Below are 18,114 nucleotides of genomic sequence, written 5' to 3' on the forward strand. Positions count from 1 at the left end.
GCATCCTCGGGCTAACCCCACCCCCGGTATCAGGGCTGCCGGATGGGCAGCGGGGAACCCCTCAACCACCCTTGCCCCATGACGACTTACGCCCATCGCACCCTTCTTCTCGCGCTCTCCGTCGCCACCGTCGCCACCACGGTGACCGCGGCCGCCCCGGTGGCCCGCGCCGACGCTCCCGGCACCAACGGGCCCGCCCTCACCTGGCGGCCCTGTGCCGAGCCCGGCGGCCTCAGCGGGCAGGAGTGCGCCCGGCTGCCCGTACCGCTCGACTACCGCGACCCGGACGGCCCGCAGATCGGCCTCGCCGTGACCCGGGTACGCAGCGAGCGGCCCGCGGCGCGCCGGGGGACGCTGCTGGTGATCCCCGGTGGGCCGGGCGGCTCCGGGGTGCGCATGCTGGCGACGAAGGGGCCGGCGCTGCGGAAGGCGATGGCGGGGGCGTACGACCTGGTCAGCTTTGACCCGCGGGGAGTGGGCGGGAGCACCCGGGCGGGCTGTGAACTCGACCCGGCCGACCGGCACTTGGTGACGCTGCGGTCCTGGCCGGGGCCGGACGGCGAGATCGGCGGGAATGCCGCCCGCTCCCGGCGGATCGCCGAGGCGTGCCGCCGCCATGGCGGTGCCGTGCTGCGCAGCTTCACCACCGTGAACGAGGCGCGCGACATCGACCGCCTCCGCCGGGCCCTGGGCGAGGAGAAGCTGTCGGCCTGGGCGCACTCGTACGGGACGTACGTCGGAGCGGTGTATGCGCAGAAGTACCCACGGCACACCGACCGTTGGGTGCTGGACAGCAGCGGCGACCCCGACCCGGCCCGGGTGGGGCGCGGATGGCTGGCGAACACGGCGACGGGCGCGGACGACCGCTTCCCCGACTTCGCGGCCTGGGCCGCCGACCCGGCACGGGAGAGCGAGGGGCTGCGACTGGCGCGGCGGCCCGCGGACGTCCGGCCGCTGTTCCTCGCACTGGCGGCGAAGCTGGACCGCGAGCCGAAGGGGTCCAGCACGCCGGGCGTCCCGCTGACCGGCAACCGGCTGCGGCAGGCGCTTCAGGACGCCCTGGAAAGCGATGGCCTGTTCGCCGAGGTGGCCCGGCTCATCCAGCAGGCCCAGGACCCGGCCGCCGAGCCGGTGCTGCCGGACACCCTCGCGGGGCCGCTGCCGGACCAGGACGCGGCGGCCACGATGGCCACCGTCTGCAACGATGTGCGCTGGCCGGCATCGGTCCCGGCCCACCGGCGCGCGGTGGCCGCCGACCGCGCCCGGCACCCGCTGACGGCCGGGATGCCGGTCAACATCACGCCCTGCGGCTTCTGGCAGGCACCGGCGGAGCCGCCCACCCGGATCACCGCCGACGGCCCGTCCAACATCCTGATGGTCCAGAACCGCCGGGACCCCAACACCCCGTACTTCGGCGCGCTGAAGATGCGCCGGTCCCTGGGCGATCGGGCCCGGCTGCTCACGCTCGAACACGGGGGCCACGGTGCCTACTTGGCCAACGGCCCCGTCTGCGGCGACCGCACCGTCACGGCCTTCCTGACGACGGGCCGCCGCCCGCAGAAGGACACCCGCTGCGCCGACTGAGCCCGCGGCCGGACCGGTCCGCCGGACAGGGCCTAGGCCCGGAGCCGGACGCCCTGGAGGGCGGTGTCGAAGATCGGCCGGTACCGGCTCCACTGCTCGTTCGGCGCGGACAGATAGACCACGTACTGGGTGCCGTCGGCGCTGCTGAAGGCCACCTCCACGGCCCGGTACTCCCGCGCCGAGCCGTTGAAGGTGAACTCCCAGTAGCCCGCGGGTCGGCCGCGGAACGTCGTGGGGTCCATCCGAACCCGCTCGTAGCCCGGGTTGTCCCGGCGCGTCTGGTCCTCTTCGGTCTCCCGCCAGTGCTGGACCGGATCCTTCGCGCCGGCGAACGGGACGATGTTGATCCGCAGGCCCACCTTTTCGGACGGGTCCACGTAGGCGATGTCACCGCCGGGAGGGTGCTTTTGCTTCCAGCCGTCCGGTACGGGGAGGGAGAAGCCCTCGCCCGGCTTTTCGAGGTGGTATCCGGAGGGCACCGGCGGAGGCGAATAGGGGCGGGGAGCCGACGGGTGGCCGGAGGTCTTGGACTTGGGCGGGGTGGCGCTCGTCGCATTGGCGCCGCCCCAGGGCCACAGCAGCACGCCACCGGTCACGGAAGCGGCGACCGCCAGGGCCGCGGCACTCCACAGCGCCGTGCGGCGGCCGCGCTTGCCCTTCCGGGCGGGAACCGCGGGGACCTCGGCGCGCTGCGGCCTGGTGGGCTGGTCGTCGAGAAGGATCCCCGGGCCGGTCGTATGGCCGCCCAGGAGGCGCTCGGCCTCGCGGGCATCCATGCGCTCCCCGGGTTCCTTCACGAGCAGACCCGCGATCACCGGGGCCAGGTCACCGGCGTTGCGCGGGGGCGGGTACTCCTCGGTGACGATGGCGTACGCCGTCTCGATGGCGGTGTCCCGGCTGAACGGGGGCCGCCCCTCGACCGCCTGGTAGAGCGTCGCCCCGAGGGACCACAGGTCACAGGCCGGGCCGGGCTCGGCGATACCACTGCGGAGGCGTTCCGGCGCGAGGTACTGGATCGACCCGACCAGTTCACCGGTCCGGGTCAGGGAGGGCGTGCCGGACTGCACGGCGATACCGAAGTCGGTCAGGACGATCCGCCCGTCGTTCCCGAGCAGCACATTGGCGGGCTTGATGTCCCGGTGCAGCACTCCCGCGTCGTGGGCGGCGCGCAGCGCGGCGGCCATGCCGGCGCCGATCCGGGCCGCTTCGCCCGGCGGCAGCGCCCCCTTGCTCTTCACCAGGTCGCCCAGGGTGACCGAGGGGATGTACTCCATGACGATGCACGGCAGGCCCTCGTCATCGACGACGTCGTGCACCACGATCACATGGGGGTGGGTGATCCGGGCGGCGCTGCGGGCCTCGCGGCGGGTGCGCTCGTAGAGCGTCTCGATCTCGTCGTCGTTCAGATGCGGCGGCACCAGCAGCTTCTTCACGGCGACAGGACGCCCGAGCAGCTCGTCCTCGGCCCGCCACACCGTGCCCATGCCGCCACGGCCGACTCGCTCCACCAGCCGGTACCGCTCGGCTACGAGCCGTCCCAGATCGGACACCGTGAGTTCGCCTCCCCCGCACGGGTTGAACAGTCTGCGGAAGCACCATAGCCCGCCCGTTCGAGGGCGCCGAGGGGCGGCGTTCCCGGGATTCGGAGCCCTGGGCGTGGCCTGCCCGGCGAGGCCGCCGGGCGCGGTGGCAACTGCCGCAGGAGCCGCCGCCGTTCGCCGTCGGGCCGACCGGCACGGCGACCGCCGGCGCCGCGCGAAGGGCGGTGGCGGAAGGCGCATGGTGCCTCGCGTGACGCCACGATGGCGCCCGTGATGCCATTCATGCGCCAGGGTGGCTTGCGGTGGCGCCATCGTGATGCCATGATGGCGTCATGGACCTCACGCCCTACGTCGACAATCTCCGGCACGAGCTCGCGGTCGCCGCGGACACGGGCGGAGAAGAAGCCCGCGCCCTGGCCGAGCGGCTCACCACCCCCCTGGAGTCGGCCGTCCGGCTCACGCTGCTGAACGCCCTCTCCTCCGCCATGACCGAGATCACCCGCGATCTGGCCCCGGGATCGGTCGATCTGCGGCTGCGCGGGCTCGACCCCGAGTTCGTGGTGACCGCACCGCCGGCGCACGAGCCGTACGGGCAGCCGGAGTTGCCCGAGGCGGCGGCGAGCGAGCCGCGGGCGGTCGCGCCCCCGGCCGCTCCGGACGCCGACGAGGGCGGCACCGCGCGCATCAACTTCCGCCTTCCCGCCCCGCTCAAGGCCCGGGTCGAGGAGGCCGCGGGACTGGAAGGCCTCTCGGTCAACGCCTGGCTGGTGCGGGCCGTCGCCGCGGCCCTGGAACCCGGCGCCCCCAGCCGCCCGGCCGGCCGCGGCCCCCGCTATGCGGGCAAGCAGGGCTATACGGGGTGGGTCCGCTAGGGCGGGCCGGTACCCGGGGCGGGGGTGCCGGGCCGCTGCCGGGGCCAGGGGCTTCGGCCCGTCACCCGAAGGCCGGCGGCCGGCCCGGTCCTGCGCCGACGCACCGCACCACCTCTCACTCGCCCCCTCACCCCACCCGCTGACTCACTCACTGCTCCACTCCTTCACCCGCCCGTTCGGCGGGAACTCACACCAGCCATGAGGACGGCACAGCCATGCCTGCTTTTGACACACCCGAACCGCTCTCCGTCACCGTTGAGATCGACCTCGGCTCCGTCCGGATCGCCGCGAGCAAGCGCACCGACACCGTTGTCGAGGTGCTGCCGGGCGACGCCACCACGGAGGCCGATGTACGAGCCGCACAGCAGACCAAGGTCACCTGCTCCGGCGGCAAGCTGCTCGTCAAGGGCCCCAAGAAGCGCTCCCTCTTCGGTAAGTCCGGCTCCGTCGCCGTCACCATCGAGCTGCCGACCGGGTCGGACGTCCTGGGCACCTCGCCCATGGCGGACTTCACCGTGGAGGGCCGGCTCGGCGAGTGCCGGCTCAAGACCTCGCTCGGTGACCTCCAGGTCGACGTGGCAGAGGCCGTCAACCTGCGGACCCAGTACGGCGACATCCGGCTGGACCGCGTGGCGGGTGACGCCGAGATCTTCGGCGCCGGCCGGATCGAGGTCGGCGAGATCGCGGGCGCCGCGCTGGTCAAGAACGGCAACGGCGCGACCACGATCGGCGAGGTCACCGGCGCCCTGCGGGCGAGCGCGTCCAACGGCCTCATCTCCGTTGGTGTAGCCCACGCCGGAGTCGACGCCAAGTCGGCCAACGGTGCCATCCGGATCGGCGAAGTGGCCCGCGGCCAGGTCGTCCTCCAGGCCGCCGCCGGTGATCTGGAGGTCGGCATCCGTGCGTCCACCGCCGCCTGGCTGGACGTGACCACCGGCCTCGGCAGGGTGCACAACGACCTCGGCGCCGCAGAGGGCCCCGGGGACAGTGCCGAGACCGTCGAGGTACGCGCCCACACCAGCATCGGCGACATCCTGATCCGCCGCTCCTGAGCTCCTGACCAGGTCCGGCCGATGGTGGCCGGCCACCACCACATCCAGAAACGGGGCACTCATGATCACGACGTCCACGACCGCCGTCGCGACGGCGATCGACGCCACGGGGTTATCCAAGTCCTACGGCGACAAGGTGGTGCTCGACGGCATCGACCTGCGCATCCCCGAAGGCACGGTCTTCGCCCTCCTCGGGCCCAACGGCGCGGGCAAGACCACCACCGTGCAGATCCTCTCCACCCTCATCCCCGCCACCGCCGGCCAGGCACGGGTCGCCGGCCACGATCTGGTCCGCGAGGCGGACGCCGTACGCGCCGCGATCGGTGTCACCGGCCAGTTCGCCGCGGTGGACAACCTGCTCACCGCCCGGGAGAACCTGCTCCTCATGGCGGACCTGCACCATCTCGACCGCCGCGAAGGCCGACGGCGCGCCACCGAGCTGCTGCGCCGCTTCGATCTCACCGAGGCCGCCACCAAGCCCGTCGCCACGTTCTCGGGAGGTATGCGCCGCAAGCTCGATCTCGCGATGACCCTGGTCGGGAATCCGCGCATCATCTTCCTCGACGAGCCGACCACCGGGCTCGATCCCCGCAGCCGGCGCACCATGTGGGAGATCATCCGCAGCCTGGTCGCCGACGACGGCGTCACCATCTTCCTGACCACGCAGTATCTGGAAGAGGCCGACCAACTCGCCGACCGTATCGCCGTCCTGGACCACGGAAAGCTGGTCGCCGAAGGCACCGCGGACGAGCTGAAGCGACGGATCCCCGGCGGCCATATCCGCCTCCGGTTCGCCGACACGTCCCAACTCGACGCGGCCGCCGCCCTCTTCAGTGCCACCGCACACGACAGTGAAGCGCTCACCCTGCACGTGCCCGGCGACGGCAGCGTCCCCGCCCTCCGTGCCGTCCTCGACACCCTGGACCGGGCGTCGGTCCGCGCCGAGGAACTGACCGTGCACACCCCCGATCTCGACGATGTCTTCCTCACCCTCACCGGCCGCGACCGGTCCGCCAGCGAGGCCAACTCTCCGAAGGAGAACGCCCGATGACCACCCTGGCCTACGCGGCCCGCGACGCCCGGACGATGCTGCGGCGCAATCTGAAGCACGCCCTGCGCTACCCCTCCATGACGGTCTCGGTCGTCGCCATGCCCGTCCTGATGCTGCTGCTCTTCACCTATGTCTTCGGCGGCGCCCTGGGGACCGGTATCGGCGGGACGACCAGCGGCAGCGCCGACTACATCGACTATGTGGCCCCCGGCATCATCCTCATGGCCGCGACCTCGGGCGCCCTGGTCACCGCGGTCGGCGTCTGCGCCGATATGACCGAGGGCATCGTCAACCGCTTCCGCACGATGGCGATATCCCGGGCCTCGTTCCTGACCGGGCATGTCGTCGGCAGTGTGCTCCAGACGCTGGTCAGCATCGCCTTCGTCATCGGCGTCGCGCTCCTCATGGGCTTCCGGCCGCACGCCACCCCGCTCGGATGGCTCGCCGCCGCCGGCTTGCTCACCCTGCTCACCCTGGCGCTGACCTGGCTGTCGGCCGCCATCGGTCTGGTGGCCAAGAATGTCGAGACGGCCAGCAACATCCCCTTGCCGATGCAGTTCCTCCCGTTCCTCGGCAGCGCGATCGTCCCTCCGGAGTCCATGCCCACCGGGCTGCGCTGGTTCGCCGAGTACCAGCCCTTCACCCCGGTCATCGAGACGCTGCGCGGCCTGCTGATGGGCACCGGGGTCGGCGGCGCCGCGATAGGCGCCGTGGCTTGGTGCGTCGGCCTCACCCTGGTCGGCTACCTGTGGGCCCGTACGGCCTTCCGCCGCAGCGCCACCCGCTGAACGGCCGCTCCACAGCTCGCTCGACAGACCGTTCTACAAGCCTCGCCGCACGCCGCACGCCGCACGCAGCCGGACGCCGCACACGCTCCACGGGCCACTGCACCCGTCAGGCATCGCGTACTTATCGCGTCTCATCGCGTACGCACCGCGGCTCGCGGCCCGGCTCACCACGGGCACACAGCCCGCCCTCACCGCGCACAGCACCGCACTTCACCGCGCACCTGACCGCGCGCAGCACCGCGCACTTCACCCTGCACACCACTCCGCACTCCGCCCGGTAACGCTTCGCCGTGCCGTCACCCTTCACCGGAGGACCTCATGCAGCACGAACCGTCCGCACCGCCCGCGGCATCCGCACCGCCCGCCGCATCCGCGCCGTCCACCGCATCCGCACCGTCCGCCCACACGACCGGGCAGACCGCTCAGGAAGCGCCGGCGCAGCCCGAGCCGGTGACCCTGCCGTTGACCCGCGCCGCGGGCTGCCCCTTCGACCCGCCCGCCGAGCTGGCGGAACTGCGCGAGCAGCAGCCGCTGCGCCCCATGCGGTACCCCGACGGGCATGTCGGCTGGCTGGCCACCGGCCACGCCGTGACCCGGGCGATCGCCGCCGACCCCCGCTTCAGCTCCCGGTACGAGCTGCTGCGCTACCCCCTGCCGGGCGGGCCCTCCGGTCCGCTGCCTCCGGCACCGCTCGGCGACCTCACCGGGATCGACGCACCGGAGCACACCCGCTACCGGCGGCTGCTCGCCGGCAAGTTCACCGTCCGCCGGATGCGCCGGCTCACCGACCGCGTCGAGGAGATCACCGCCGACCACCTCGACGCCATGGAGCGTCAGGGACCCGTGGTCGATCTGGTGCAGGCGTTCGCGCACCCGGTCCCGGCCCTGATGATCTGCGAACTGCTCGGTGTCCCGGAGTCCGAGCGCGCGGGCTTCCAGACGCACACCGCGATGCTGAGCAGTCCGGACGCCGGCCCGGAGGCGCAGATGGCCGCCATGACCGCGCTCACCGAATGCGTCCGTGAACTGGTGCTGGCCAAGCGCGCCCACCCCACCGACGACCTGCTCAGCGATCTGACCACCACTGAGCTGACCGATGACGAACTCGCCGGTATCGGCGGCTTCCTGCTGGCCGCCGGTCTCGACACCACCGCGAACATGCTCGGGCTCGGCACCTTCGCCCTGCTGTGCCACCCCGAGCAGGCCGCCGCTCTGCGCGGTGATCCCGGCCTCGCCGACCAGGCGGTCGAGGAACTGCTCCGCTATCTGAGCATCGCCCACACCGGCATACGGGCGGCCCTGGAGGACATCGAGCTGGACGGCCAGCTGATCAAGGCGGGCGACACCGTCACCGTGTCCGTGGCGGCCGCCAACCGCGACCCGCTGAAGTTCCCCGACCCCGACACCCTCGATCTTCAGCGGAAGGCGACCGGGCATCTGGCGTTCGGCCACGGCGCCCACCAGTGCCTGGGCCAGCAGCTGGCGCGGGTCGAGATGCGGGTCGCCTTCCCGGCGCTGTTCCGCCGCTTCCCGACGCTGCGGCTGGCCGTCCCGCCCGAGGACGTACCGCTGCGCGACGCCATGAACATCCACGGGGTGCACCAACTCCCCGTCACCTGGGACAAGGAGTAGTCCGGTGCATCTGAGCATCGACCGTGACCGCTGTATCGGCGCCGGGATGTGCGCCCTGACCGCCCCCGAGGTGTTCGACCAGGACGCCGAGGACGGCCTGGTCGTGCTCCGGACCGCCGCGCCACCACCCGGGCTGCACGCCAGGGCCCGGCTGGCGGCCGGACTCTGCCCGGCCGCCGCCCTCACCGCCACCGAGCAGGACGGCGCGGGCAGTTCGCCCCCGGACGAGCGGTAGTCCGGCACCGCTTCGCATGCCGCCGCCCCGCCGCGGGGCGGGGGAACCCGTCCGCTCTCCCGTACGTCTTCCGCCGTGTTGGCATGGTCGGTCCTTGGAGGAACCCGGTGGAACACAGGATGTTGGGGCAGCGGTACGAGCTGGTGGAGCAGCTCGGGCACGGCGGGATGGGGACGGTGTACCGCGCCGTCGACCACCGGCTGCGCCGCACCGTCGCCGTCAAGACCCTCTCCGCCGAGCTGGCGATGCAGCCCGAGTTCCTCACCCGCTTCCAGCGGGAGGCGCATGCCGCCGCCGCGCTCAACCACCCCGGTGTGGCCACCGTTCATGACGTGGGTGAGGACTCCGGCGGGGGTGCGGCCGAGCCCTATCTGGTCATGGAGTACGTGGCGGGCCGGCCCCTCAGCCAGGTGCTGGGGGACGGCCCGCTGGCCGTGGCGCAGGCCGTCGACGTCGCGGGGCAGGTGCTGGCGGCGCTGGACCACAGCCACCGGCACGCCATCGTGCACCGGGACATCAAGCCCGCGAACGTCATGCTCACCGCTTCCGGCGCGGTCAAGGTCGTCGACTTCGGCATCGCCAAGGCGCTGAGCGAGGTGGCCACCCGGCTGACCGGGACGGGCGTGGCGGTCGGCACCCCCGCCTATCTCGCCCCCGAGCAGATCAACGGCGCCGCGACCGACCACCGCACCGATCTGTACGCCGTGGGCTGTCTGCTGTACGAGCTGCTGACGGGGCGTCCGCCGTACACCGGCGACTCACCGTTCTCCGTCATGCATCAGCATCTGGCCGCGGAACCGGTACCGCCCTCCCGGCTCCGCCCGGAACTCCCGCCCGCCGTGGACGCGGTGATCATCCGCGCACTGCACAAGCGCCGGGAGGACCGCTTCGCGGACGCCGCCACCATGCGCACGGCCCTCACCGCGGCCCCCCACGCCGCACCGTCGCCCGCGGCCTCCACTCCCACCCCCACCGCACTCGATCCCGCGGCCGCGGGCCCCGCGATGGCTCCCGCTCCGACCGCGGACCCCGCCCCCTCCACCGGCCCCGCCCCGGCGGTGGCTCCGCCCGCCCCCGCCGGGAGCGCACCGTCGCCGCGGCCCGTCCGCCGACGACCGGGACGCGTGGTGTTCCGGCCGACGGCCGAGGGCGCGGTCGCCCTGCTCGGCTGCCTGTTGTGCCTGGTCATATCCCGGGCCGACATGATCGAGGTCGGCCAGTTCTCCCGGGTCGCGCTGCTCGCCGCCGTCGCCGGATCGGTGCTGCTGCTGTGGTCGGCACGGCTCGCCTGCGCGGTGGCCTGGGGCCCGGTGGCCGAGGCGGTGGCCGTGTGGTCCGAGCTGGCCCGCGCCAACATCGGCTGGGAAACCCACTTCGTCATCATCGCCCTGGTCCTGGGCGCGGTCTCCGCACTGTGCCTCGCCGCCGGTTACAAGGACGAGCACACCGGCGGCTTCGCGCTCATCGCCTTCTGGTTCACGTCGCTGGCCGCCGTCTGGTTCTTCCTCGACGACCTTCGCAAAATCGGCGTCTTCTACGTCCTGCTCCTGGCCGTCACGCTCGCCATCGGCGCCCAGGTCCTCAAGACCCGCACCCGGGCGTCGCAGTCGGGGGACGGCGGCGCGCCCGGGCCGTCCGGCGCCGACCCCCGCGAGGGCGCCGTACCCCCGGCCGCAGTGGTCTCCCGGGGCCGCGGAAGGCAGCGGATCGGCTAGCCGTCAGCTCAGCCGACGCACACCAGCCCCAGCAGACACACATCCGTCGGCGTGGACGACCCCGCCTCCGGCGCGGACGGGCTGGTCGGTGCCGTGCGCGACGGCGAGGTGTCCCCGTCGGAGCTGCCGGAGCCGCCGGAACCTCCCGAGCTGCTGGAGCCTCCGGAGGCGTCCGGGGCGCTCGTCGCGGGAGCCGCGGCGTCGGTGTGGGCGGGGTGCGCCGCCCTGTCCCGCGTGGCCTCGGTGGGCGCGGCCGGGCGCGGGGGTGCGGCGGTGTGCGACGGGGTGACGGACTCCGGCTGCCGGGCCGTCGTGGCGGGCGGCGGAGTGCTCGCGTCGCGGCGCGCATGGCGACCGGACGGGAGCGACGCGCGGGCACCGGGGTGCCGGGACGCCTGGCTGTCCGACCGGTCCGTCGACGAGGCGGCGGGCTCCGTCCGGGGCGTGGACACGCTCTCCGGCTCCGGCATCGAGGACGCGTGGGTGCCGTTGGTGGCCGGCTTGTTCTGGAGCATGCTGACGGTCAGACCACCGCCGACCAGCGCGAAGGCAGTGGCGGCCGCGGCCCGGCGCCGGTGCTTCTTCCATCGCGCCAGCTGCCGGCGCCGGGCCGCCCGGCCCTGACCGGTGGGCGCGGGGATCTCGGCGTCGCCGGGCGCATCCGCGTCCGCGACGGCAGCGGTTTCCGCCGTTTCCGCCGACGCGGCTTCGGAGGCGCCACCGGCGAGCGGCGCGGCATCGGCGTACCGACCCTGCCGGGGCCCCGGGGCCGGGGTTTCCTCCGACGGCCAGGACTCCCACATCGCTGCGGCCGTCGCGCTCTGCCGACGGTGGGTGGGCGGGGCTATGTCCGGGGCGTAATCGCCGCATCCCGGACATACGAGCGCCCCGTTGAGACTCCGACGGCACGACGTGCAGTAGTCCATCTGCGATCTTTCTGTGCTGGCTGCGCCGCCAGGGACGCCGGCGACCTGATCGAGCTGATCCAGTTCGCACGCGGGATCGAGCGGGCAGTAACGCTAACGACACCCGTCGAGGGTCACGCGAAGGCCATGTGACGCTTCGGTGCAGATTCCCGGGTGCCCCCTCCCGCACTCCGGACATGTCACGACGCGCCCCCCAGTCGAGGGGGCGAATTTCAGCCGCCCGAACGGAACCGAAGACGCTAATCAAGTTTGACTAAAGCTGCCGCGGGGCATACCCTCCACACTTCGCGCACTAGTCAAACTTGACGACTGGTTTTGGCCGGGGCGGGCTCTCGTCCGCGCGCCATCCCCGGCTGCCGAAACGACGACGAGGAGTCCGTATGACCTTCCTGCCCGATGCCGGCTACGTCCCGACCGCCGAGGACCGCGCGAGCCTGGCCGCCTGGTTCGCGGAGTACGACGCACAGAGCGCGAAGCGCGACGTCCAGCGCATGGCCGACATGGCGGTGTTCCCCCTCAATCTCGTGAGCGACGACACGGCCGGCAACGCCCGGTCGGCACAGTGGGACCGCGAGCAGTACCTCGCGACGATGACGCAGATAATGGGCGACGGCAGCGAGGACATCACCTTCGAGTCCACGCGGACGCCCGTCTTCCTCTCGCCCGCCCTGGCCGTGGTCTTCTCCGACTCGACCATGACGATGGACGGCGAGACCCAGCAGCTGCGCTATGCCGACATCCTGGTCAGGCGGGACGGCAAGTGGGCCTTCCAGACCATGATTCAGGGCGGCTGGGGCGACAACCTGTAACGCCGGGGCCGCTACGACACCACCTGCCGCGACCGGGGGAGGGGGGCCTGATTCCCTCAACGGCCGGTACCTCCGGCTCCGTAGCGGTTGCCACCTATGAGCGGCTTGTGAGCCGAACATGAGCCATATGGCCGAATCTCGGTGTTGTGCCGGTCGCAGCGGCAGTCCCTGAGGGGCGCGTGGCCGGCGGCACTCCGTTCCTGGCCGGTTCGGAGCTGACGCACACCTCGTTCACGACGGGTGCCGCCTTCCCGGGACGGCGACACCCGGAGTCGTGAACGGAATCGCAGGACGCAATCCGCGCTTCAGGTGGAAAGTAAGGGACGCGAAAGATGAACATACGAGTGCGCAATGTTCTCCCGTCCGGCAGAGGCCGGCGGGCAAAGGCGGTCGCGGTGGGATCGATGGCCCTCGCGGCGGCGCTGTGCCTGTCCATCACCCCGGCGCAGGCGGACGGCGGTGGCGGCGGTTGGGTGACCGACCCGCCGGACGTGCCCGTGTCCCAGGGCGAGGGCATCTGGAGCACCCCCGAGAAAGTCGCGGAGTTCCTCGCCGACTGCGGCCAGGACTGCACCTTCACCCCCACCGCATGGGTCAGTGAGCCGACCGAGGGCACGCCGACGATGCTGGGGAACTATCGCGACAACTGCACCACCGAGAACGCCGACTTCAAGCAGGGCGAGGCGGAGACCACCGGCGAATCGACGGTGGTCGGCATGTCGGTCGGCGCGAACCCCGTCTCGGTGCTGCCGAAGATCGAGCACACCTGGTTCAAGCAGAACACGGAGAGCAGCGATACCACGGGCACTCTGAAGCCCGGCGAGATCGGTTGGGTCGACGAGGTGTCGGTCACCCGGAAGGCAAAGGGCAACTGGCACCTCAACGGCGTCGACCAGTCGAACCCCTTCGCTCCCGTCAACGAGCACAACTTCCATGGTCCTCACGACTTCACCGATGTCGAGGGGGACATCACCTACAAGATCATCAGGATCCAGTCCCGCCCCATGACCGACGAAGAGCGCACCAACCGCTGCGGCAACACGAGCCCCAGCTAGCCCAGTTGGCGCGGGATCCGGCGGTCACCGGCATTCCGTGAACGGCCCCAACTCGGGGCGAGGGCCTGCCGACCCGGTGCAGATCGCGAGCCTGCACCGGTAAACAGGAGCCCTCACCACACCCGGCCACCTCCCCGGCCGAGAACACACCCGCCCCAGGTCACTGACCTGGGGCCGGTGTCGTGGAGAGGCGGACGGGGAGCGGGGCCCGTCCCGGGAGCAAGCGCCGCAATACCCACATGCGGGTGAGCGGCGCGCGTTGCTAGCTTCTCGGGCATGGCAATCTTCAGCAATTTTCTCTGACGGGGTTCGTCGGGCAGACGCTGCGCGCCGTTGGCCAGTGGCCCGGCGTTGCTGGCGCGCCTGCGCGTCGTCGCGTCGCTGCGTGCGCCGCTGTGCGGACGAGCGGCGGTCTGAACCTCCGAGCCGAGAAATGAGCTCAAGCTGTGCCTGTTCAGTCTTCTTCCCGCACCGTGCTCGCCGAGTGGTTCCGCGAGCACGGCACGCCCCTGACCACCCTTGATCCGGAACAACCCCTCGACGACCTCGAAGGTCTCCGGGAGATCGTCGGCGACGCCCGGGTGGTCGCGGTCGGCGAGGGCGCCCACTTCGTCGAAGAGTTCTCCCGTGCGCGTCAACGGGTGCTGCGCTTTCTCGCCGAGCGCTGCGGATTCACCGTCTTTGCCATGGAGTTCGGCTTCAGCGAAGCTTTCCCGCTCGACCGGTGGCTGCGGGGCGAGGGGGACGACGGAGACCTGGTGAACGTGAGCCGGGCCGCCACCGAGTGGGGCGCCGCGGATCTCCTGCACTGGTTGCGCCACCACAACCGCACCAGCGCCCACCCCCTGCGCTTCGCCGGCATCGACGTCCCCGAAGCCGGCGGGGCGCTACGCCCCGCCCTGGAGCCGGTGGCCGACTATCTGCGCGAGGTCGACCCCGACGCACTGCGCCTCGTCGATACGGCCCTGGAGGTCAGCGACCGGTTCCTCAGGGGCTGCGGATCCGGCGCCGCGGCGGGCCGGCGTGGGCGGGCCTCCCGGAAGCCGAGCAGAACGAGCTGACCGCCACACTGGCGCGGCTGTTGCTACGGCTGCGCGCCGCCGAACCGCTCTATGTTTCCCACAGCGGCCAGAGCCGTTTCGATATCGCCAGGCGCCGGGTGGAAGCCGCCTGCCACACCGACTACATGTTCCAGGCGATGCATGCCCTGCTCTCCGGCCGGGGCCTCACGGCGGATCTGTCGGTGCGCGAGATCTACATGGCCGAATCGGTGCGCTGGCACCTGGAGCGCGCCGAACCGGGGGCCCGGATCGTGCTCGCGGCACACAACAGTCACATCCACAAAACGGAGATGAAGTTGGGCGGCGGCCTCACCGCCTTGCCCATGGGCCGGCATCTTCAGCGGATGCTCGGCCAGGACTACCGCACCGTGGCCCTCGTCCACACCGCCGACCATGTGCCGGAGATGTACCCCGACCAGAGCGCCGCGGTGGGCTTCACCCTTGCCGAAGCCCGCCTTGAACCCGCCGAGCCCGGCAGCGTGGAGGGCGCCCTCACCGACGCCGGACTCGCCGACCGGATCACCCTGACCGACCTGCGCCACACCCCCCGCGACGCCCAGGGCGCGCCACTGCTCCACAGCATCCGGTCCCAGAGCTCCTCCCTGAGCACCCGGGTCCCGGAAGCGTTCGATGCCGTCATCGCCGTCCCGACCGTCACCCGGGACCGCACCGTGCGCTTCTGACCGGCCCCGAATCCTTTCAGGTGGGGCTTCCGTACGGGGCCCCACCTGCCCCTGCCCACACCCGTGCGACGTCGCCCACCCGGGCCGTGCGAGAGGCGCCCCGGGCCTACGACGCCGACCTGGGTGCGACCGGTGACTCCGGTCCTTCGTCGTCGGCGGACCCGGTGGTGTCGGAGGTGTCGTCGTCCTTCGGCTTCTCGGAGGTCAGGTGGAGTCCGACCACGCCGCCGATGATCGCGAGAATGCAGAGCACTTTGCCGAGCGTGATCTGTTCGCCGTAGAGCAGTGCGGCGAAGAGGACGGAGCCGACGGTGCCGATGCCCGTCCAGACGGTGTAGCCGATGCCGACATCGATGGTTTTCAGGGCGAGGCTGAGCAGATAGACCCCGCCGCCGCCCGCTACGACGGTGATGACGGACGGGACCGCTTTGGTGAAGCCGCCGTTCGCGGCCGAGCCGAGCGCGAAGATCACCTCGAAGACGGCGGCGACCAACAGCCAGGCCCAGGCGACCGTGAGACTCTGCTTCTGCTCCGCGCCCGTGTTCTCCCTGGTCATCGTCACGCCCCCGCGAGGGACTTGAGACCGACGACCCCGCCGATGATGGCGACGAAGCAGACCACCTTGGCCGGCGTGATCTTCTCCTTGAAGATCAGCGCTCCGAAGATCACCGTGCCGACCGCCCCGACCCCGGTCCAGATCGGATAGCCGACCCCGACATCCAGAGTCTTGAGGGCAAGGCTGATGAAGTAGATGCCGCCCACGACGCCGACCACGGTGATCACGGACACCTTCAGCTTGGTGAAGCCGTGTGAGGCGCTCGCGCCGAGCGCGAAGATGATCTCGAAGACGATCGCGAGGGACAAGTAGATCCAGGCCATGGTGGAAGAACGTCCTCTCCATCCGGTGCAGGTCGGGCCGGGGGCTCATCGGCCGGTGCCCCGCTGCCCGCCACCGCGCCGCGGTCGGCGAACACCCCGGGGCACTTGGCGCGCGTCCCCTTCAACAGGAGCCGAAGGGGACGTAGTCCCACGCGGGACGTCGTCATACGCGCCGTGGTCCTTGAGGAATTCCATCCGGGTGGCGCCACGCGCCAGCGGCCCCCACAAGCACGACCCACAAGCACGACCCACACGCACGCTCCGGAACCACGTCCGGCCTCCCGGCCGCGCCCTCGTCAGGTCGCGGCCGAACCCGGTGCGGACGCCTCCTGGAACGCCGCGAGCATCTCCGGGGACCAGGTCAGGCTTCCGTCCCGCAGATCGCGGAGCACCCCCTGGAGCCAGCGTTCCTCGGCGTCGAGGACGGCGAGCCGGTATTCGTTCTCGATCAGCGTGATGCGCGGCAGTCCGGTGGGGGCTTCGGCGGACTGGCGCTCCAGTTCGGCGCGTTCGCCGGCGAGCCGCGCTGCCCGTCGTTCCAGGATCGGCGTCGCCTCTTCCGGGCTGAGCAGCAGCATGTTCGACAGCGCCGCCGGGAACACGGGGAACTCCGCCTTGGGCACCGCCAGCATCTGCTCCAGCCACTCGCGGGTGACCGCCCGGCCCTCATCGGTGACCTCATAGACGGTCCGCTCGGGGTACTGCTGGTCGCGCTCGGTCTGCCGGACGGTGATCAGCCCGCCGGCCTGGAGCCGCTCGATGGTGCGGTACAGCCCGGCCCGCTGGCCGACGTTGACGACCTGCTCCTTGCCCCACTGCTTGAGCAGTTGCTGGATGCCGTACGGGTGCAGCGGCCGATGGTGCAGCAGCGCCAGCACGGCCAGTCCCAGCGGCGAGCTCTTCACGGAGGCGGTCATGCAGGCATCGTAGGCAATCCGAAACTAGTTGCATTGCTACTAGTTCCTTTGCCACTATGAGCGCGGCGTTCACACGACGCATCCACATGACCCACGGGAGGGGTTATGAGCGACAACCGCGGCCACGGCTCCGGCGTACGGACGGCACTGGTCATCGGGGGAGGTGTGGCGGGCCCGGTCACGGCGCTCGCACTGCGCAAGGCGGGCGTCGCGGCGACCGTCTACGAGGCGTATCCGAGCGCGGCGGACGGCGTCGGGGCCTGGCTGGGGCTGGCGCCGAACGGTCAGGCGGCGCTGGCGACGGTCGGTGCCGACGCGGCGGTGACGGCCGTCGGACAGCCGGTGCCCGGCATGGTGATGGCGGACGGCCTCGGCAATCAGCTCGCCGGCTTCGGCGGCTTTTCGGAACTGCCCGCCACGATGACGCTGCCGCGCGACCGGCTGTTCCGTGCGCTGACCGACCACGCGGTCACCGCGGGGGTTCGCTTCGCGTACGGCAAGCGGCTGGTCGCCGCCGAGGAGACGCGCGAGGGCGTCACCGCCCACTTCGCCGACGGGACCTCCGCGACCGCCGACATCCTGATCGGTGCCGACGGCATCCGCTCCACCGTCCGCACCGTGATCGACCCGCAGGCACCCGATCCCGAGTACGGCGGCGTGCTGAGCTTCGGCGGCTACGCGACGGTGGGCAGCGAGGCCGGGGCCGCACCGGGCACCATGTACTTCGCCTTCGGCCGCGCCTTCATGGGCTACTGGCGGGGCCCGGACGGGCGGATGATCTGGTTCGCCGGCCTGCCCACGGACACCCCGCCCAGCCCGGCCGACCTGGCACGAGTACCCGGCGCCGAGTGGCTGAGCCGGCTGCGTGATCTCTACACCGGTCATGTCCCGGGTGAGCGGCTGCTGCGGCACACCGGCCCCGACGACCTGATGGTGGTCGGGCGGATGGAGCGCATGCCGTCCGTACCGCACTGGTACCGCGGACGGATGGTGCTGGTCGGAGACTCGGTGCACGCCCCGTCCTCCAGCTCCGGACAGGGCGCCTCGCTCGCCATCGAGAGCGCGGTCGAACTGGCCCGCTGCCTGCGCGATCTTCCCTCGCCGGGCGAGGCGTTCGCCGCCTACGAGGCCCTGCGCCGCCCGCGTGTGGAGGCGATCGGCCGCAACGCCGCGGCCGTGAACAAGGTCAAGTCCGGCAAGAGCGACGCTCCCGTGCCGGCGTTCCCCAGCCTCGACGAGATGCTCCGCCCGCTCCACTTCCATCGCATTGAGTGGGAGGCGACGGTGACGGGAACGGCGAGCGCCACGGCCTGA

Annotated in this window: 18 protein-coding genes; 13 read left to right on the forward strand and 5 right to left on the reverse strand. The window is 71.8% G+C overall.

From position 1 onward, the window contains the following. Nucleotides 1-78: 78 nt before the first annotated feature. Nucleotides 79-1,584: an alpha/beta hydrolase gene (locus TU31_RS08520; RefSeq protein WP_078885621.1), complete on the forward strand. Its 1,506-nt coding sequence runs from the start codon at nt 79-81 to the stop codon at nt 1,582-1,584. 32 nt (nt 1,585-1,616) lie between these two features. On the opposite strand, the gene TU31_RS08525 is transcribed toward TU31_RS08520, so the two are convergent. Continuing rightward, nucleotides 1,617-3,134 carry a serine/threonine-protein kinase gene (locus TU31_RS08525; protein ID WP_042151328.1) on the reverse strand — a complete coding sequence of 506 codons (1,518 nt, stop codon included), beginning with the start codon at nt 3,132-3,134 and terminating at the stop codon, nt 1,617-1,619. 323 nt (nt 3,135-3,457) lie between these two features. Between TU31_RS08525 and TU31_RS08530 the strand changes: the two genes are divergently transcribed. From TU31_RS08530 to TU31_RS35835, 7 genes are all read left to right on the forward strand, one after another. Beyond that, complete coding sequence (locus tag TU31_RS08530) at nt 3,458-3,997, forward strand: hypothetical protein (protein ID WP_042151331.1); 540 nt, start codon at nt 3,458-3,460, stop codon at nt 3,995-3,997. Nucleotides 3,998-4,212: 215 nt separating this feature from the next. Further along, the gene (locus TU31_RS08535) at nt 4,213-5,049 is read left to right on the forward strand and encodes a DUF4097 family beta strand repeat-containing protein (protein ID WP_042151334.1); all 837 of its coding nucleotides are present in this window, start codon (nt 4,213-4,215) and stop codon (nt 5,047-5,049) included. Between the two features lie 61 nt (nt 5,050-5,110). Then, nucleotides 5,111-6,100 (forward strand): daunorubicin resistance protein DrrA family ABC transporter ATP-binding protein, encoded by a 990-nt coding sequence (locus TU31_RS08540; protein ID WP_042151337.1) that lies wholly within the window; start codon nt 5,111-5,113, stop codon nt 6,098-6,100. After that, the gene (locus tag TU31_RS08545) at nt 6,097-6,888 is read left to right on the forward strand and encodes an ABC transporter permease (protein WP_042151340.1); all 792 of its coding nucleotides are present in this window, start codon (nt 6,097-6,099) and stop codon (nt 6,886-6,888) included. Before TU31_RS08540 ends, TU31_RS08545 begins: the two co-directional genes overlap by 4 nt. Nucleotides 6,889-7,206: 318 nt before the next feature. After that, nucleotides 7,207-8,520 carry a cytochrome P450 gene (locus TU31_RS08550; RefSeq protein ID WP_245698455.1) on the forward strand — a complete coding sequence of 438 codons (1,314 nt, stop codon included), beginning with the start codon at nt 7,207-7,209 and terminating at the stop codon, nt 8,518-8,520. 4 nt (nt 8,521-8,524) lie between these two features. Then, nucleotides 8,525-8,755 (forward strand): ferredoxin, encoded by a 231-nt coding sequence (locus TU31_RS08555; RefSeq protein ID WP_042151343.1) that lies wholly within the window; start codon nt 8,525-8,527, stop codon nt 8,753-8,755. Nucleotides 8,756-8,862: 107 nt separating this feature from the next. Next, nucleotides 8,863-10,470 carry a protein kinase domain-containing protein gene (locus TU31_RS35835; protein WP_158894304.1) on the forward strand — a complete coding sequence of 536 codons (1,608 nt, stop codon included), beginning with the start codon at nt 8,863-8,865 and terminating at the stop codon, nt 10,468-10,470. 8 nt (nt 10,471-10,478) lie between these two features. On the opposite strand, the gene TU31_RS08565 is transcribed toward TU31_RS35835, so the two are convergent. Continuing rightward, nucleotides 10,479-11,396, reverse strand: coding sequence for an SCO2400 family protein (locus tag TU31_RS08565; protein WP_158894306.1), 918 nt, complete (start codon nt 11,394-11,396; stop codon nt 10,479-10,481). A 380-nt stretch (nt 11,397-11,776) separates the two neighbouring features. On the opposite strand from TU31_RS08565, the gene TU31_RS08570 reads away from it, so the two are divergent. From TU31_RS08570 to TU31_RS40230, 4 genes are all read left to right on the forward strand, one after another. Continuing rightward, nucleotides 11,777-12,205 (forward strand): nuclear transport factor 2 family protein, encoded by a 429-nt coding sequence (locus TU31_RS08570; protein ID WP_042151349.1) that lies wholly within the window; start codon nt 11,777-11,779, stop codon nt 12,203-12,205. A 395-nt stretch (nt 12,206-12,600) separates the two neighbouring features. After that, nucleotides 12,601-13,260 (forward strand): hypothetical protein, encoded by a 660-nt coding sequence (locus TU31_RS08575; protein WP_158894308.1) that lies wholly within the window; start codon nt 12,601-12,603, stop codon nt 13,258-13,260. Nucleotides 13,261-13,706: 446 nt separating this feature from the next. Further along, nucleotides 13,707-14,321: an erythromycin esterase family protein gene (locus TU31_RS40225; RefSeq protein ID WP_275451771.1), complete on the forward strand. Its 615-nt coding sequence runs from the start codon at nt 13,707-13,709 to the stop codon at nt 14,319-14,321. A gap of 20 nt (nt 14,322-14,341) precedes the next feature. Beyond that, complete coding sequence (locus TU31_RS40230; RefSeq protein WP_275451772.1) at nt 14,342-15,004, forward strand: erythromycin esterase family protein; 663 nt, start codon at nt 14,342-14,344, stop codon at nt 15,002-15,004. A 106-nt stretch (nt 15,005-15,110) separates the two neighbouring features. On the opposite strand, the gene TU31_RS08585 is transcribed toward TU31_RS40230, so the two are convergent. The 3 genes from TU31_RS08585 to TU31_RS08595 form a co-directional block, all read right to left on the reverse strand. Next, the gene (locus TU31_RS08585; RefSeq protein WP_042151355.1) at nt 15,111-15,560 is read right to left on the reverse strand and encodes a DMT family transporter; all 450 of its coding nucleotides are present in this window, start codon (nt 15,558-15,560) and stop codon (nt 15,111-15,113) included. Between the two features lie 2 nt (nt 15,561-15,562). Further along, nucleotides 15,563-15,883, reverse strand: coding sequence for a DMT family transporter (locus tag TU31_RS08590; protein ID WP_042151358.1), 321 nt, complete (start codon nt 15,881-15,883; stop codon nt 15,563-15,565). A 296-nt stretch (nt 15,884-16,179) separates the two neighbouring features. Next, entirely contained in the window at nt 16,180-16,800 is a 621-nt protein-coding gene (locus tag TU31_RS08595; RefSeq protein ID WP_042151361.1) for a PadR family transcriptional regulator, read from the reverse strand. Between the two features lie 105 nt (nt 16,801-16,905). Here TU31_RS08595 and TU31_RS08600 point away from each other — a divergent pair, with 105 nt between their 5' ends. Next, nucleotides 16,906-18,114 (forward strand): FAD-dependent monooxygenase, encoded by a 1,209-nt coding sequence (locus TU31_RS08600; RefSeq protein ID WP_042151364.1) that lies wholly within the window; start codon nt 16,906-16,908, stop codon nt 18,112-18,114.

Origin of the sequence: Streptomyces lydicamycinicus (assembly GCF_000829715.2) — a bacterium.
Lineage (GTDB): Bacteria > Actinomycetota > Actinomycetes > Streptomycetales > Streptomycetaceae > Streptomyces > Streptomyces lydicamycinicus.